Raw genomic sequence first — 15,881 nt, 5'->3', positions numbered from 1 at the left:
GGTCAGGCTCCCTTATGCGCCAGCTGCCGCGCTGGCCGGCTTGGCCGCCGGCGGGGCCGAAGCACCCGGCGTGACCACCTTCACCGGCGCACCGGGGCGCGCTTTGATATTGCCATCAACAATCACCTGGTCGCCTGCGCGCAGACCCTTGGTGATCATCACCTCATTCTTGACCTCGTCACCCAGTTCCACCGGACGCGGTTCTGCCTTGCCTGCCGGGTTGACCACAAACACGATCTTGCCTTGCTGGGTGCTCAGCACCGCCCGCTGCGGCACCAGCAGGGTGTCTTTCAGCTTGCCGCCCTTCAGATACACCCGGACAAATTGCCCTGGCAGCAGCGCGCCATCCGGATTGGCAAATTCGGCGCGCGAGCGGATGGTGCCGGAGGTAGGGTCAATCAGGTTGTCGGTAAAGTTCAGCCGGCCTGCGCTGCTGAACATGCTGCCATCCGACAGCTTGAGCTCCACCGAATAGCGCTCGCCTTCCGGCGGCACATAGCGGCCTTGCGCCTGCCAGGTGCGCAGGCGCAGCAGTTCGTTGTCCGACATGGAAAAATTCACGTACATCGGATTGAGCTGGGAAATCTTGGTCAGCAGGCTGCTGTCCCCGCTGGGCGACACCAGGCTGCCTTCGGAGCGGACTTCCTTGGAGGTCATGCCGGAAATCGGCGCGGTCACCTTGGTGTAGTCCAGATTGATTTGCGCTTCGCGCAGCCGCGCGCGCGCCGCCAGCACCGAGGCCTGGGCCGATTCAAAGTTGGAGACGGCTTCGTCTCGGTCTTTCTGGCTGACGGCGTTTTCGGCAAACAGCGGCAGCACGCGCGCGTGGTCCTGCTGGGCGCGCATCAGCTTGGCCTGTTCCACTTCCAGCGCACCGCGCGCCTGATCCAGCGCGGCCTTGGCTTGTTCCGGGTCGATCTGGTAGAGCACATCGCCGGCCTTCACTGGCCGGCCTTCCACATACAGGCGCTTGAGCAGGATGCCGCTGACCCGCGCACGTACTTCCACTTCGCGCGAGCCGGCGGTCTGGCCAACATATTCCAGGGTGAGCGGCACATCATTGGGTTTGACGGTGACGATGGTGACTTCCGGCGGCGGCATGGCCGGCGGGCCGCCGGCGTTGTCCTGGCAGGCGGTCAGCGCCAGGGCGGCTGACAGGGGCAGCAACCAGGTCTGTGGGCGTGAGCGCAGCGGCTGCGCAAGCGGGGTTGAGGTAGTCAAGGTGGCTCTCCGTCAGGTCGGAATGGCCGGGGATGCCGGCGCCAGGTGGATGGGTAAGCAGTCAAGCAGTCAGAAAACGGGGGGATTGGGCTAAGCGCCGCGAACAACACTCTCCTGGCGTTGTGGTGCTGCCTTGCCGTACGCCGTGTACTGTTTGCGTCAGTACGTCTGGCCAGGAGCGCGACGCGGAGTGTTGTGAGCAGGTGCTCAGTCTGTCAGTATTTTACATACATGCTAGAATGTATGTAAATACACACTTGCGTCATGGGCAATGGATTCATGCGACAATCCGCGCCCTGAAATGTGCGACATCACGCACGCCAGCGGGCTGGGCCCGATTTGAACCATAGAGCATACCGCCATGCGCCGTACCAAAGCCGAAGCCGAACAAACCCGCCACGACCTGCTGGACGCCGCCGAGCTGCTGTTTGACCAACAGGGCGTGTCGCGCACCTCGCTGGCCGACATTGCCAAGGCCGCTGGCGTCACCCGTGGTGCGGTGTATTGGCACTTTACCGACAAGGATGATGTGTTGCGCGCCATGTGCGAGCGCACCTGTCTGCCGTTTGATCACCTGGAAGCGCAATTGCTGGCTGATCTGCCTCAGGGTGCGCTGCAGGCGTTACGCCGTTACTACCTGGCGATGTTCAGCGAAGTGGTGCGTTCACCGCGCACCCGGCGGGTGTTCAATATTCTGTGGAACAAATACGAATGCCCGGATGAAAATTCTCCGGTGATGGAACGCCGGCTGGAACATCTGCGTGAAAGCCATGCCGTGCTGACCACTACCCTGCAGGCGGCGCGCGAGCAGGGCCAGTTGCGCAGCCCGGCGCAGATTGAAGACCTGGCGGTGATGCTGGACACTGCGGTGATGGGGCTGATCGAACTGTGGCTGATTGACCCCGCGCGGTTTGCCATCGATACCCGCGCGGCGGCGTATGTGGAGATCTTGCTGCGGATGCTGGGCGCTGACGCTGGTGATGCATAAATGCCATCTGTGGGCCGGATGGTCAGCTTGCCAATAGGATATTGTCAATAAACGCCCGCGCTGGCGGCAGTCTGCTGCGCCATGGCCATGCCTGCGCAGCGTCCGTGTGGTGGACAAGCTTGTGTCCTGCGCTGTGCCCGGTGTGCCTCCCCTTCTGTGTCGGTCTTTCGCCCTGCTGTGATCTGGACTCAATATTGCTCCGTTATGCTGATCCAACGTCTTAATTACCTGAAAAGTGGCATGGCCATGTGGCTTAAATGGATCAAACCCCGCTCGCTGATGTTTGCGCTGAAAATCGCCCTGGCCACCTTGCTGGTCTGGCCGCTGCTGTCCTGGCTGGGCATGGATCATCCCGTCTGGGCGGTGGTGACCATTGCCGCCGTGAGCGACCCTGACGTGTCGGCCACCCGCACGCTGGTGCGTGACCGGGTGAGCAATACCCTGATTGGCTGCACGGTGGCGCTGCTGACGGTGTGGAGTGTTGGGGCCACCTTGCTGTCGCTGGCCGCTGCGCTGACCTTGTCGGTGGTGCTAGCCACCTCGATTGCCCATTTTCCGGCCAACTGGCGGGTGACGCCGATTACCGTGGCGATTTTGCTGGGCAGCGCCGTTGGCGAACCGCCTGCGTCAGCCCTGCAGTTTGCCGGCTTGCGCGCCAGCGAGATTATCGCCGGCTCGCTGACCGCCTTGTGGCTGGCCTGGCTGTTTTCCTGGCTGCTGGAGCGTCAGCCAGTATGGCCATTCTGGTGGGGGCGCTTGCGCCTGCGCTGGGCGCGGCGCTAGCGTTTTGCTGATGTGGGCGCATGTCTGGCGCGGACATGTGCGGGGCTTGTCTGGTTTTGTGGTGCCGGTTTGGTTGAGTATGTGCGTCAGCGTACCGATTTGTACCGCCAACCCGCTTATAAATCCTCTGGTCGCACCGAATTGGATTCGGCGGATGGTTTGACTGGAGAACATGATGACAATGGATCGCAAGCAAGGGTTATGGCTGTTGTATGGCGTAGTGATGTTGGGGGCTTCTGGCTGTAGCAGCATGAAAACGCCGGCCACAGCAGAGGTGGCGGTGTCCAAGGCCGCAGTGGATAACGCCGCTGGGGCAGGGGCCAGTGAGTTTGCCCCGGTGGAGATGCGTTCGGCGCGGGAAAAGCTGGCGCGAGCCAACCAGGCAATGGCGGCCAAGGATTATGCGCTGGCGTCGGATCTGGCCACTCAGGCGCAGGCTGACGCCCGGCTGGCGCAGGGCAAGTCGAATTCGGCCAAGGCACAACTGGCTGCCGATGCGCTGCAGGATGACATTCGCGTCCTGCGCGAAGAACTGATTCGCGCCCGTCAGCCCAGGTAGTGGTCCGTCTGCCACTGCTTGGCAATGCCCGCCCCACTCTCTCTGCCCAAGGATTTGATGATGAAAACCTCCTCTATTGCCCCCATTGCGCTCTTGCTGGCCGGATTGCTGGGCGCATGCGGCACCACGCCGCCCACCCGCTTGCTGGAACAAAGCCGCAGCGATTACCTGGCGGCGCAGAATAATCCACAAGTAGCCAAATATGCACCGCTGGAACTGCAGCAGGCCGCTACTGCGCTGGCGCGGGCCAATACGGCAGCCAGCGACCATCAGAGTACCCAGGACGTGGATCAGCTGGCGTATATCGCCCAGCAGAAAATTGCCCTGGCGCAGGAAGCCGCCAAGCAGAAAGCGGCTGAGCATGATGTGGAAAATGCTGGCAAGGCGCGTGACCAGATGCGGCTGAACCAGCGCACCAATGAAGCCAACCAGGCCAGGCAGGCGACCGAAGTGGCGCAGCAGCAGACCCAGGATGCCCAGGCGCGCACTGCTCAGCTGGAAGCCCAACTGGCCGAGCTGGCTGCCAAGAGAACACCGCGTGGCATGATGATTACCCTGGGTGATGTGCTGTTTGCCACCGACCGGGCCCGCCTGAACCAGAATGGCCTGGATACCGTACAGAAGCTGGCGACTATCCTGCAGCAATACCCGGAGCGCACGGTGCTGATTGAAGGCTTTACCGACAGCACCGGGTCGAGAATGCATAACCAGACACTGTCTGAACGTCGGGCCATGGCGGTGCGGCATGCCTTGCAGGAGATGGGTGTCAGCCGTCAGCGGATTGCCGCCCGTGGCTTGGGAGAGCGTTATCCGGTGGCCAGTAACCGGCATAGCGAAGACCGGCAGTTGAATCGCCGGGTCGAGATCATCCTGTCCAACGATGCCGAGCGGATTCTCCCGCGCTGAGCTTGCGCCGCGCCCGGTGGTCACACCGGGCAGTGCCAGGAAATGAATGTGCCCACGGCCTTCCCGAGTGAATCAGGAAGGCCGTGGGCATGAGGGGCCGATCAATCTCGGTGGTGCATCAGGCGGGCGGATGCACCGTGGCGCGTGTTTACTCCAGACGCATCTGCGGGAACAGGATCACGTCGCGGATGCTCGGCGCATCGGTCAGCAGCATCACCAGACGGTCAATGCCGATGCCGCAGCCGCCGGTGGGCGGCAGGCCGTATTCCATGGCGCGCACGTAGTCGGCGTCAAAGTGCATGGCTTCGTCATCGCCGGCATCTTTTTGCGCCACCTGCTTGTGGAAACGGTCGGCCTGGTCTTCCGGGTCGTTCAGCTCGGAATAGCCGTTGGCCAGTTCACGGCCCACCACAAACAGCTCAAACCGTTCGGTAATCGCCGGGTTGCTGTCCGAGGCGCGGGCCAGCGGCGAGACTTCCACCGGGTAGTCGATGATGAAAGTCGGGTTCCACAGCCGGCCTTCGGCACATTCTTCAAACAAGGCCAGCTGCAGGCTGCCCACGCCCGGTGCCGGAGGCAGTTTGCCGCCCAGGCGCTGGATTTCGTTTTTCAGCCAGTCGGCGTCGGCCAGTTGCGCGTCGGTGTAGTCCGGGTTGTAGTGCTGGATGGCACCAACGATGGTAAAGCGGTCAAACGGCTTGCTCAGGTCCACCGGCTGGCCGTGGTAGCTGATTTCGCTGGTGCCGCACACCGCTTGCGCGCAGGCGCGGATCACGCCTTCGGTCATGTCCATCATGCGTTCGTAGCCACAGTAGGCTTCGTAGAACTCCATCATGGTGAACTCAGGGTTATGCCGGGTGCTCATGCCCTCGTTGCGGAAGTTGCGGTTGATTTCAAACACCCGCTCCAGGCCGCCCACCACCAGGCGCTTCAGATACAGTTCTGGCGCAATACGCAGGTACAGCTGCATGTCCAGCGCATTGTGGTGGGTGACGAAGGGTTTGGCCGTGGCACCGCCGGGGATGGTGTGCATCATCGGCGTTTCCACTTCCAGATAGTCTTCCTTCACCATGTAGTCGCGCACGGTCTGCACGATTTTGGAGCGCTTGATGAAGGTGTTGCGCGAGTGCTCGTCAACAATCAGGTCAACGTAGCGCTGGCGGTATTTTTGTTCCTGGTCGGTCATGCCGTGAAACTTGTCCGGCAGCGGACGCAGCGACTTGGTCAGCAGGCGCAGCTGGGTTACCTGGATGGTCAGCTCGCCGGTCTTGGTCTTGAACAGGGTGCCCACTGCGCCCAGGATATCGCCCATGTCCCAGTGCTTGAAGGCGGCGTGGGTGTCAGCGCCGGCCATGTCGTTGCTGATATACAGCTGGATGCGGCCACTGGCGTCCTGCAGAGTGGCAAAGCTGGCCTTGCCCATCACCCGTTTCAGCATCATCCGTCCAGCCACCGCCACTTGCACGGCACTGGCTTCCAGCGTTTCCTTGTCGGTGGCGTCGTGGCTGGCGTGCAGGTCGGCGGCCATATGGCTGCGGCGGAAGTCATTGGGGAAGGCCGGGCCTTGTTCGCGCAGGGCGGCCAGTTTGTGGCGGCGTTCCGCCATGATCTGGTTTTCGTCGTGATGCTGTTCTGGGGTTTGGGTCGGTTCGGTCATGATGTCATCAGCTAATAAGGGCCGGCCAGGCAGGCCTGGCTGGCCAAAGTTCAAAGTTGCCTTGCAGGGGGAGCGTCTTACACCCCTTGTTTCAGGCTGGCTTGGATAAAGCCGTCAAGGTCGCCGTCCATCACGCCTTTGACGTTACCCACTTCCACATTGGTGCGCAAATCCTTGACGCGGGACTGGTCAAACACATAGCTGCGAATCTGGTGGCCCCAGCCCACATCGGTCTTACTGTCTTCCAGCGCCTGTTTTTCCTGGTTGCGCTTGCGCAGCTCCAGTTCATACAGGCGCGCCTTCAGCATGCTCATCGCTTCGGCGCGGTTTTTGTGCTGCGAGCGGTCGTTCTGGCACTGCACCACAATATTGGTCGGCATGTGGGTAATGCGCACCGCCGAGTCGGTTTTGTTGATGTGCTGACCACCGGCACCGGAAGCGCGGTAGGTGTCCACGCGCAAATCCGCCGGGTTGATGTCGATTTCGATCGAATCATCCACTTCCGGGTAGACAAACACGCTGGCAAACGAGGTCTGGCGGCGGTTATTACTGTCAAACGGGCTGTTGCGCACCAGGCGATGCACACCCACTTCGGTGCGCAGGTAGCCGTAGGCGTAGTCGCCATCCACCTTGATGGTCGCGCTTTTGATGCCGGCCACTTCGCCTTCGGATTCTTCCAGCACCTCGACCTTGAAATCCTTGCGTTCGCAGTAGCGCAGATACATGCGCAGCAGCATCGACGCCCAGTCTTGCGCTTCGGTGCCGCCAGCACCGGCCTGAATATCGATAAAGCAGTGGTTCGGGTCCATCGGATTGGAGAACATCCGGCGGAACTCCAGGGTTTCCAGGGTTTTTTCTGCGCCAAGCAGATCGTCCTGCACCGCCAGAATGGTGTCGTCGTCGTCCTCGCTCTTGCCCATTTCGAACAATTCGCGGCTGTCGTCCAGCGTCTGGGTCAGGGTGTCGATCACCACCACCACATCTTCCAGCGCTTTTTTCTCCCGGCCCAGATCCTGGGCGCGCTTGGTGTCATTCCAGATATCCGGGTCTTCGGTCAGGCGGCTGACTTCTTCCAGGCGTTCCTTTTTGCCAGGGTAGTCAAAGATACCTCCGGATCTCGTCGTTGCGGGCGGCGAGATCAGTCAGTTTGGCGTCGATCTGGTTAAGGATTTCAGTTTCGATCATGGGGTGTCCTGTTGTGCAGCGCAAAATAAAATCAAGCCGACAAGTATACCCCAGCCGGCCAGTCGGATGAAATCACCCCGGTGCGGGCTATCTGCTTGCTGGCTAAAGGAAAAACCTGATTCTGGCCGGCTGGGGCGCTGTAGGCTGAAGTGCAGATTTTTTACATATATAAGGAATAGCCAGGAATCCCCTGCTCAGCACCCATTGCAGCCCGCTTGCCGGCTTTTTTGCCTTGCCACTGCGTGCTGGCGGGGTCAGAACGGGCAATTTTTACCATGCTGCTCTGGCGTCGGGTGGTTTTTTGCGGCTTTTTTGCCATGTGTTCGCAGGGTGTGACAGCGATTTTGCGAAGGTGTGAAACTTTTTTGCGATTTTTTGCAAAAAGTTTTCCGTTTGATTTCAGCGATTTATCGTGTTTTTCACGGTTTTGCGCAAAAAAGTGTGTTTTGGGGTGTTGACGGTTTTTCAGGTGGTGCGTATAGTTCGCCTCTCTGCTGCTGACGCAGAAAACGAAACGAAGCGAAACAAACCGCTGACGTTACCGGTTTCTGGGTTGGAAAGCAACTGCTCTTTAACAGAATGACAACCGATAAGTGTAGGCGCTTGTTCCGAGGAACAAGAGCTTGCACAAGAATGATCAAAGAATCGTTAGATTCTCTGGGAGTTTGCGTCAAGCGAAGTAATATTTGCAGAGATTGAACTGAAGAGTTTGATCCTGGCTCAGATTGAACGCTGGCGGCATGCTTTACACATGCAAGTCGAACGGCAGCACGGGTGCTTGCACCTGGTGGCGAGTGGCGAACGGGTGAGTAATGCATCGGAACGTACCTATCAGTGGGGGATAACACATCGAAAGATGTGCTAATACCGCATATTATCCGAGGATGAAAGCGGGGGACCTTAGGGCCTCGCGCTGATAGAGCGGCCGATGTCGGATTAGCTAGTTGGTGAGGTAAAGGCTCACCAAGGCGACGATCCGTAGCGGGTCTGAGAGGATGATCCGCCACACTGGGACTGAGACACGGCCCAGACTCCTACGGGAGGCAGCAGTGGGGAATTTTGGACAATGGGCGAAAGCCTGATCCAGCCATGCCGCGTGAGTGAAGAAGGCCTTCGGGTTGTAAAGCTCTTTTGTCCGGGAGGAAATCCTGACCCCTAATACGGGTCGGGGATGACAGTACTGGAAGAATAAGCACCGGCTAACTACGTGCCAGCAGCCGCGGTAATACGTAGGGTGCAAGCGTTAATCGGAATTACTGGGCGTAAAGCGTGCGCAGGCGGTTTTGTAAGCCAGATGTGAAATCCCCGAGCTTAACTTGGGAACTGCGTTTGGAACTGCAAGACTAGAGTGTGTCAGAGGGGGGTAGAATTCCACGTGTAGCAGTGAAATGCGTAGAGATGTGGAGGAATACCGATGGCGAAGGCAGCCCCCTGGGATAACACTGACGCTCATGCACGAAAGCGTGGGGAGCAAACAGGATTAGATACCCTGGTAGTCCACGCCCTAAACGATGTCTACTAGTTGTCGGGAGAGGAATCTCTTGGTAACGCAGCTAACGCGTGAAGTAGACCGCCTGGGGAGTACGGTCGCAAGATTAAAACTCAAAGGAATTGACGGGGGCCCGCACAAGCGGTGGATGATGTGGATTAATTCGATGCAACGCGAAAAACCTTACCTGGTCTTGACATGTAGCGAATCCTGCAGAGACGCAGGAGTGCCCGAAAGGGAACGCTAACACAGGTGCTGCATGGCTGTCGTCAGCTCGTGTCGTGAGATGTTGGGTTAAGTCCCGCAACGAGCGCAACCCTTGCCATTAGTTGCCATCATTAAGTTGGGCACTTTAATGGGACTGCCGGTGACAAACCGGAGGAAGGTGGGGATGACGTCAAGTCCTCATGGCCCTTATGACCAGGGCTTCACACGTCATACAATGGTCGGTACAGAGGGTTGCCAAGCCGCGAGGTGGAGCTAATCTCATAAAACCGATCGTAGTCCGGATCGCAGTCTGCAACTCGACTGCGTGAAGTCGGAATCGCTAGTAATCGCGGATCAGCATGTCGCGGTGAATACGTTCCCGGGCCTTGTACACACCGCCCGTCACACCATGGGAGTGGGGGATACCAGAAGTGGGTAGGCTAACCGCAAGGAGGCCGCTTACCACGGTATGCTTCATGACTGGGGTGAAGTCGTAACAAGGTAGCCGTAGGGGAACCTGCGGCTGGATCACCTCCTTTCTAGAGAAACCTCTGGAATAAGCGTCTACAACTTATCGGTTGTCGAAAAAAGTGCAGTGAGAGGAATCGGGGAGTGTCCCTGAACAAACTCCGGTTCCGAACGGAACATGGGTTTGTAGCTCAGCTGGTTAGAGCACCGTCTTGATAAGGCGGGGGTCGTTGGTTCGAGTCCAACCAGACCCACCAGATTGTCCATGACTGCGTTGCGAAACGACTCGTGTACTTCTCGTACATGTCGCCGTTCCAACGCCTTGTCCTGAACAATCTGGTGCTGATAGAAAAGCGCATTTATTTGCGTCGATCCAATCAGTATGATAAGTTTCTCTGTTCCACCGATCGAAAGTATCAAGCGGTCGTCGGAACAAAAACGATAAAGCTTTCAGGCAAGGCGAGAGGAAGCGACGTGTACTCATGTACACGAGCGACCGAACAACGCAGCATGAAAGATTTAGCGGGGGATTAGCTCAGCTGGGAGAGCATCTGCTTTGCAAGCAGAGGGTCGTCGGTTCGATCCCGTCATCCTCCACCACCCTCACACAAGCGCTCAAAAGAGAAGGCGAAACCTTGTCTTTTGCGTGTTTAACGCACTGATCTTTAACAAAACGGAAGAGTAACGACACAAATCAATGCCAGATTGATGGGTCAAACCATCAGTCAGGAAAAGAAATGGGTCAGATTGTATCGCGATCACGCTGGGAAGCGTGGTCGTAAAAGCAAACACCTGTAAGTCTCTCGACTTATAGGATCAAGCGAATAAGTGCATCTGGTGGATGCCTTGGCGATGATAGGCGACGAAGGACGTGCAAGCCTGCGAAAAGCTACGGGGAGCTGGCAATGAAGCTTTGATCCGTAGATGTCCGAATGGGGAAACCCACTCAGCAATGAGTACTCCCACCTGAACACATAGGGTGGGTAGAGCGAACCGGGAGAACTGAAACATCTAAGTACCCCGAGGAAAAGAAATCAACCGAGATTCCGTAAGTAGTGGCGAGCGAACACGGATCAGCCTGCATGTGATAGCGGTAGTGTTAGGAGAAGAACCTGGAAAGGTTGGCCATAGTGGGTGATAGCCCCGTATCCGAAAACACAACCGTGGTACTAAGCATGCGACAAGTAAGGCGGGACACGTGAAATCCTGTCCGAAGATGGGGGGACCATCCTCCAAGGCTAAATACTCATCATCGACCGATAGTGAACCAGTACCGTGAGGGAAAGGCGAAAAGAACCCCGGAAGGGGAGTGAAATAGATCCTGAAACCGGATGCATACAAACAGTGGGAGCGGACTTGTTCCGTGACTGCGTACCTTTTGTATAATGGGTCAGCGACTTACGTTCAGTAGCAAGCTTAACCGAATAGGGGAGGCGTAGGGAAACCGAGTCCGAATAGGGCGTTCAGTTGCTGGGCGTAGACCCGAAACCAAGTGATCTATCCATGGCCAGGTTGAAGGTGCGGTAACACGCACTGGAGGACCGAACCCACTAATGTTGCAAAATTAGGGGATGAGCTGTGGATAGGGGTGAAAGGCTAAACAAACTTGGAAATAGCTGGTTCTCTCCGAAAACTATTTAGGTAGTGCCTCAGGTATTACTGACGGGGGTAGAGCACTGTTATGGCTAGGGGGTCATCGCGACTTACCAACCCATGGCAAACTCCGAATACCGTCAAGTACGAGCCTGGGAGACAGACATCGGGTGCTAACGTCCGGTGTCAAGAGGGAAACAACCCAGACCGCCAGCTAAGGTCCCAAATGACATGCTAAGTGGTAAACGAAGTGGGAAGGCCTAGACAGCCAGGATGTTGGCTTAGAAGCAGCCATCATTTAAAGAAAGCGTAATAGCTCACTGGTCGAGTCGTCCTGCGCGGAAGATGTAACGGGGCTCAAGCATGTAACCGAAGCTGCGGATATGTACTCTGTACATATGGTAGGAGAGCGTTCTGTAGGCCTGCGAAGGTGGCTTGTAAAGGCTGCTGGAGGTATCAGAAGTGCGAATGCTGACATGAGTAGCGATAATGCGGGTGAAAGTCCCGCACGCCGAAAACCCAAGGTTTCCTACGCAACGTTCATCGGCGTAGGGTGAGTCGGCCCCTAAGGCGAGGCAGAAATGCGTAGTCGATGGGAAACAGGTTAAAATTCCTGTACCGATTGTGAGTGCGATGGGGGGACGGAGAAGGGTAGCTCAGCCAACTGTTGGAATAGTTGGTTCAAGCGTGTAGGCAGGTCCATCAGGCAAATCCGGTGGGCCAATGCTGAGGCGTGATAACGAGGTGCTACGGCACTGAAGTGAGTAATCCCATGCTTCCAGGAAAAGCCTCTAAGCTTCAGCTCACAATTGACCGTACCGCAAACCGACACAGGTGGGTAGGATGAGAATTCTAAGGCGCTTGAGAGAACTCGGGTTAAGGAACTCGGCAAATTGACACCGTAACTTCGGGAGAAGGTGTGCCCCGGTAGGGTGAAGGACCTCGCGTCCGGAGCTCGATGGGGTTGCAGTGAAAAGGTGGCTGCGACTGTTTAATAAAAACACAGCACTGTGCCAACACGAAAGTGGACGTATACGGTGTGACGCCTGCCCGGTGCTGGAAGATTAAATGATGGGGTGCAAGCTCTTGACTGAAGTCCCAGTAAACGGCGGCCGTAACTATAACGGTCCTAAGGTAGCGAAATTCCTTGTCGGGTAAGTTCCGACCCGCACGAATGGCGTAACGATGGCCACACTGTCTCAACCCGAGACTCAGCGAAGTTGAAATGTTTGTGAAGATGCAATCTCCCCGCTGCTAGACGGAAAGACCCCGTGAACCTTTACTGTAGCTTTGCATTGGACTTTGAACAGACTTGTGTAGGATAGGTGGGAGGCTTTGAAGCAGAGACGCCAGTTTCTGTGGAGCCGCCCTTGAAATACCACCCTGGTGTGTTTGAGGTTCTAACCTTGGTCCGTCATCCGGATCGGGGACCGTGCATGGTAGGCAGTTTGACTGGGGCGGTCTCCTCCCAAAGTGTAACGGAGGAGTTCGAAGGTTACCTAGGTACGGTCGGACATCGTACTGATAGTGCAATGGCAAAAGGTAGCTTAACTGCGAGACCCACAAGTCGAGCAGGTGCGAAAGCAGGACATAGTGATCCGGTGGTTCTGAATGGAAGGGCCATCGCTCAACGGATAAAAGGTACTCCGGGGATAACAGGCTGATTCCGCCCAAGAGTTCATATCGACGGCGGAGTTTGGCACCTCGATGTCGGCTCATCACATCCTGGGGCTGTAGCCGGTCCCAAGGGTATGGCTGTTCGCCATTTAAAGTGGTACGTGAGCTGGGTTTAAAACGTCGTGAGACAGTTTGGTCCCTATCTGCAGTGGGCGTTGGAAGTTTGAAGGGGGCTGCTCCTAGTACGAGAGGACCGGAGTGGACGAACCTCTGGTGTACCGGTTATGACGCCAGTCGTATCGCCGGGTAGCTAAGTTCGGAAGAGATAAGCGCTGAAAGCATCTAAGCGCGAAACTTGCCTTAAGATGAGACTTCCCTGGCACCTAGAGTGCCCTGAAGGGTCGTTCGAGACCAGGACGTTGATAGGTTGGGTGTGGAAGTGCAGTAATGCATTAAGCTAACCAATACTAATTGCCCGTGCGGCTTGATCCTATAAGCCGCGATGCTTCAGGTGTTTTAGATGTGATCTGATCCAGTTGATGACTGAAGTTACTCTTCCCGTTTTGGTGTGTTGCAGCAATGCAGCGCACGACAGCTTATGCCTGGTGTCCATAGCAAGTGGGTCCCACTCCTTCCCATCCCGAACAGGACAGTGAAACCGCTTCGCGCCAATGATAGTGCGGATTACCCGTGTGAAAGTAGGTCAACGCCAGGCTCCCATTCAAACCCCCTGTACCAAACGGTACAGGGGGTTTTGTCTTTTTAGCGTCAATTTTTTGCGCAGCCATTGTGCCTTCCTGCAAAAAAACAGCAATTTCTTCAGTAAAACCCTGTTGTGCTCGCGGCTATCCAGATGAAAAACAAGGGCTTTTTGCCGGAGGCCGGATAAATCTGGCACAATGCCCGGCTTGTCCTGTTTGTGGTGCCCTCATGAGCCAATTCGCTGCCAGCCCTGTGCCGATTTTTTCCCTGCCTCGTCAGCTGATGACTTCAGGCCGGCGCGCATCGTTTTTACCGATGAGTCGCGCCGAGATGAAGCAGCTGGGCTGGGATGTGTGTGACATCATCCTGGTGACCGGTGACGGCTATATCGATCATCCCAGCTTTGGCATGGCGCTGATTGGCCGTTTGCTGGAAGCGCAGGGGTTTCGGGTGGGCATCATCAGCCAGCCTGACTGGAAAAGCGCCGAGCCCTTTCGGGCCTTGGGTCGGCCCCGGCTGTTTTTTGGCGTGACAGCGGGCAATATGGACTCGATGATCAACCGCTACACCGCCGACCGCAAACCGCGCTCTGACGACGCCTACACCCCGCATGGCGAGGCGGGCAAGCGCCCTGACCGTGCGGTAGCCGTATACGCCCAGCGTTGCCGTGAGGCGTTTCCTGGGGTGGATATCATGATTGGCGGCATTGAGGCCAGCTTGCGTCGGATTGCCCAGTACGATTACTGGAGCGACAAGGTGCGCCAGTCGGTGCTGGGCTACGCCAAGGCGGATATCCTGCTGTACGGCAATGCTGAACGCGCCCTGGTGGAAATTGCCCACCGCGCGGCCCATGGCGAACGGCTGGCCCAGATGCGTGATATTCGTGGCACCGGTTTTCTGACCAGTCAGGGCTGGCGACCGGATGCCGGCTGGCAGGAGCTGGATTCCACCACGGTTGATCTGCCAGGCAGGGTGGATCCGCATCCGGATCCCTACGCCATGGAGCCTGCCAGCACGGCACCAGCAGAAGACACCGACGCAGTGCAGCCGATTCGGCTTGTCTCCGCCGCCGAACGGGTGGCGGCGCGCAAGTTGCAGCGGGCCAAAACCGTGGTGCGAATTCCCGCTTATGAAGCCGTTGCCTACGATCCGGTGCTGTACGCCCACGCCAGCCGCACCCTGCATCTGGAATCCAATCCTGGCAATGCCCGCGCACTGGTGCAGGCACATGGCGAACGGGATGTGTGGATTAACCCGCCACCGATTCCGCTCAGTACCGAAGAAATGGATTACGTTTACGATCTGCCCTATGCGCGCCAGCCGCATCCGAGCTATGGCGATGCGCGTTTTCCGGCCTGGGACATGATCCGTTTTTCGGTCAATATCATGCGCGGCTGTTTTGGCGGCTGTACTTTCTGTTCGATTACCGAGCATGAAGGACGGATTATTCAAAGCCGCTCCGAGCAGTCTGTATTGCAGGAGATCGAGCATATTCGCGATAAAACCCCCGGATTTACCGGGCATATTACTGACCTGGGCGGGCCAACGGCCAATATGTACCGGCTGGCGTGCAAAGACCCGAAAATCGAATCTTCCTGTCGGCGTTTGTCCTGTGTCTATCCGGGGATTTGCGAAAACCTGGGCACTGACCATGGCCCGCTGATTCAGCTATACCGCAAGGCCCGTGCCCTGCCTGGGGTGAAACGCATCACCATTGGTTCTGGCGTGCGTTACGACCTGGCAGTGGAATCGCCGGAATATATCCGTGAATTGGCTACTCACCATGTCAGCGGCTACCTGAAAATCGCCCCCGAGCATACCGAAGAAGGCCCGCTGTCGAAAATGATGAAGCCGGGCATTGGCAGCTATGAGCGCTTCAAGGTGTTGTTTGACCGTTTCAGCCAGCAAGCCGGCAAAAAGCAGTTCCTGATTCCGTATTTTATCGCCGCCCACCCTGGCACCAGCGATGAAGACATGCTCAATCTGGCGCTATGGCTGAAGGCCAATGGTTTCAAGCCTGACCAAGTGCAGGCGTTTACCCCCACGCCGATGGCGCTGGCCACCACCATGTGGCACACCGGGCGCAATCCGCTGAAAAAGCTGGCGCGCAGCTCGGAAAAAGTGGATGTGATCAAGGATGGCTACCGGCGCAAGCTGCATAAGGCGTTTTTACGCTACCACGATGCCGACAACTGGCCGCTGCTGCGTGAGGCGCTGGTGAATATGGGCCGGGCCGACCTGATTGGCCATGGCCCACAGCAGCTGATTCCGCCGGAAAGCGGTTTTCGTCCTGGTGCACGACCTGCCGTGGCGCGATCGGCCCGGCCTGCTCCCAGCAAACCGGTATCCAGAGGGCATAGTGTTGCAGGAAAGCCGCACTCCAGACCCGCGCCACAAGGGAAAAAAACCGGTCGGCGCTAGGCGCTAAATGCCCCAGACCAGTGCCGGGATTCGCCTCGGCCTGGGGCGTGCACCAGCATGATGCAGCTCTGCCCGCTAGAACGGC

8 protein-coding genes, 2 tRNA genes and 3 rRNA genes are annotated in these 15,881 nt (G+C 57.5%); 10 read left to right on the top strand and 3 right to left on the bottom strand.

Going from position 1 to position 15,881, the window contains the following annotated elements:
- Positions 1-12: 12 nt before the first annotated feature.
- Positions 13-1,221: an efflux RND transporter periplasmic adaptor subunit gene (locus BXU06_RS11495; protein ID WP_253189451.1), complete on the bottom strand. Its 1,209-nt coding sequence runs from the start codon at positions 1,219-1,221 to the stop codon at positions 13-15.
- A gap of 361 nt (positions 1,222-1,582) precedes the next feature.
- Here BXU06_RS11495 and BXU06_RS18395 point away from each other — a divergent pair, with 361 nt between their 5' ends.
- The 4 genes from BXU06_RS18395 (at position 1,583) to BXU06_RS11475 (ending at position 4,457) form a co-directional block, all read left to right on the top strand.
- The gene (locus tag BXU06_RS18395) at positions 1,583-2,209 is read left to right on the top strand and encodes a TetR family transcriptional regulator (RefSeq protein WP_077299661.1); all 627 of its coding nucleotides are present in this window, start codon (positions 1,583-1,585) and stop codon (positions 2,207-2,209) included.
- A gap of 240 nt (positions 2,210-2,449) precedes the next feature.
- Complete coding sequence (locus BXU06_RS11485) at positions 2,450-2,992, top strand: FUSC family protein (RefSeq protein ID WP_171982202.1); 543 nt, start codon at positions 2,450-2,452, stop codon at positions 2,990-2,992.
- A gap of 172 nt (positions 2,993-3,164) precedes the next feature.
- Positions 3,165-3,551 carry a DUF4398 domain-containing protein gene (locus BXU06_RS11480; RefSeq protein WP_077299657.1) on the top strand — a complete coding sequence of 129 codons (387 nt, stop codon included), beginning with the start codon at positions 3,165-3,167 and terminating at the stop codon, positions 3,549-3,551.
- Positions 3,552-3,611: 60 nt separating this feature from the next.
- Entirely contained in the window at positions 3,612-4,457 is an 846-nt protein-coding gene (locus BXU06_RS11475; protein ID WP_077299655.1) for an OmpA family protein, read from the top strand.
- Positions 4,458-4,605: 148 nt separating this feature from the next.
- On the opposite strand, the gene lysS is transcribed toward BXU06_RS11475, so the two are convergent.
- Together lysS and prfB are read right to left on the bottom strand one after the other, a co-directional pair.
- Positions 4,606-6,114 (bottom strand): lysine--tRNA ligase, encoded by a 1,509-nt coding sequence (gene lysS / locus BXU06_RS11470; RefSeq protein WP_077299654.1) that lies wholly within the window; start codon positions 6,112-6,114, stop codon positions 4,606-4,608.
- 77 nt (positions 6,115-6,191) lie between these two features.
- Positions 6,192-7,296, bottom strand: a protein-coding gene (gene prfB, locus BXU06_RS11465; protein ID WP_150125286.1) for a peptide chain release factor 2 whose coding sequence is annotated in 2 segments (ribosomal slippage) — positions 6,192-7,214 and positions 7,216-7,296 — 1,104 coding nt in all. Because the reading frame shifts where the segments join, the coding sequence is not laid out codon by codon here.
- 700 nt (positions 7,297-7,996) lie between these two features.
- On the opposite strand from prfB, the gene BXU06_RS11460 reads away from it, so the two are divergent.
- The 6 genes from BXU06_RS11460 (at position 7,997) to BXU06_RS11435 (ending at position 15,796) form a co-directional block, all read left to right on the top strand.
- Positions 7,997-9,534: ribosomal RNA gene (locus tag BXU06_RS11460) — 16S ribosomal RNA — on the top strand.
- 109 nt (positions 9,535-9,643) lie between these two features.
- Positions 9,644-9,720: transfer RNA gene (locus BXU06_RS11455), tRNA-Ile, on the top strand.
- 267 nt (positions 9,721-9,987) lie between these two features.
- Positions 9,988-10,063 (top strand) — tRNA-Ala (locus BXU06_RS11450).
- A 214-nt stretch (positions 10,064-10,277) separates the two neighbouring features.
- A 23S ribosomal RNA gene (locus BXU06_RS11445) occupies positions 10,278-13,165 on the top strand.
- 109 nt (positions 13,166-13,274) lie between these two features.
- Positions 13,275-13,388 (top strand): 5S ribosomal RNA (rrf, locus tag BXU06_RS11440).
- The 16S, 23S and 5S rRNA genes sit together here with 2 tRNA genes alongside, the layout of an rRNA operon.
- 215 nt (positions 13,389-13,603) lie before the next feature.
- Positions 13,604-15,796, top strand: coding sequence for a YgiQ family radical SAM protein (locus tag BXU06_RS11435; RefSeq protein WP_077299650.1), 2,193 nt, complete (start codon positions 13,604-13,606; stop codon positions 15,794-15,796).
- Positions 15,797-15,881 lie beyond the last annotated feature (85 nt).

The sequence above is a fragment of the Aquaspirillum sp. LM1 genome (assembly GCF_002002905.1).
Taxonomy (GTDB): Bacteria; Pseudomonadota; Gammaproteobacteria; order Burkholderiales; family Aquaspirillaceae; genus Rivihabitans.
The sequence above is the reverse complement of the archived record's forward strand: the minus strand, read 5'-3'. Positions and strand labels throughout refer to the sequence as shown.